We start from the raw sequence: 1238 nt of genomic DNA on the forward strand, positions 1-1238 counted from the left end.
CGCTCTTCGATCTTTTTGTCTACAGCTGCGATGGCTTGTGCTCGGAGCTTGGCCATCTTCTCTTTGAGGGCTTTTTCTTTGGCTACGGTCTGCTGCTGTAGTTTGTCGAGTTTTTCATTGATATCCGACTGACATTTTTCAGCATATTTCTTCAGGCCTGGTTCTAGATCTTCTTTGTATTTTTGGATCTGTTCCTTTGCCTCTTTGATAATGTCTTTGCACTCATCGATGACTGCTTGGCTATCGGCTAGTATATCGTCAATAAGAGAGTCTATTGCATCTATGAATATCTCTTTGTTTTTATTGAAGATGTCTTGTACTTCTGGAAGGTCATCGGTGCCATGCCACCAATCACCTAGTCTAGTAAGGACTCCGTTCTTCTTATACCGCTCTTTAAAGAATGCTTTCAAGTCAGCTTCTACACCTGTCTGGAAGTTGTCCATAGCCACTCGCTGCCCTGCTTCGAAGGTACGCATGCTCTTTTCTTCAAGAGTTTTGAGCTTGACTTGTACTTGGCTATTGGCTTCTGTATAAAAGCCATTGATTCGGTCACTGACTCTTTTGCGTTCTTTTTCCTGATCGCCTTTCCCTTTTTTTTGTGAGTCATTGGCACGCGTGAGTTGCTGTTGGCGTTCTCTGACCATTTGGTCCACAGCTACTTTCTCTTCGGATTGTAGACTTTTGTCTAATGCACTTTTTTCTTTTTGTTCGAGGGCTTTGGCTTCTTTGGGAGCTTTCTCTACGTCTTCTTTGATTCCGTCTCGGGCTGCGCGGGCTTCGACCATCGGTGCGGCAGTGGAGGATTCAAATTCCTTGAGGAGTTCTGGGGATTGTAGTTCGTTTTTAATCAGGTCATCTCCAGCGGTCTTGTATTCTGTAAAGTCTGACTGTACTGAAGGTACTGGAGGTAACATTCCTTCAGCAAGGTTCAGGGCTTGTACTTTTGAGGGGGCTTCTACTCCTGGGAGCTCTTGTTTGGCTGATTCGTGGACAGGGGTAGGAGCGTCTTTGATTTTTTGATAGTTGCCTTTGACGTCTCCTGTTTGCTTTTTGATGAGCTTATTCATCCCATCTACGGAGTCTTTGGCGGGGTTGTGTTCACTTAGACGTTTGACAGCTTCCTTGGTAGTGGGTAGACTGTCGGCCATTTTTTTAGAGACGTCTTGTTTTGGAGTGTCAGCATCCAGTTTAGGCTCTGGAGACTTCTCTACGTTGGTGATGGCTTGGTCATTGGCTTT

Annotated in this window: 1 protein-coding gene; it reads right to left on the reverse strand. The window is 45.2% G+C overall.

What is annotated here, in order from left to right:
• The coding region (locus DKG80_RS21020) for a hypothetical protein (protein WP_162556048.1) at window positions 1–1238 on the reverse strand (1238 nt) is incomplete at both ends.

It is taken from the genome of Reichenbachiella versicolor (assembly GCF_003171675.1).
Lineage (GTDB): Bacteria > Bacteroidota > Bacteroidia > Cytophagales > Cyclobacteriaceae > Reichenbachiella > Reichenbachiella versicolor.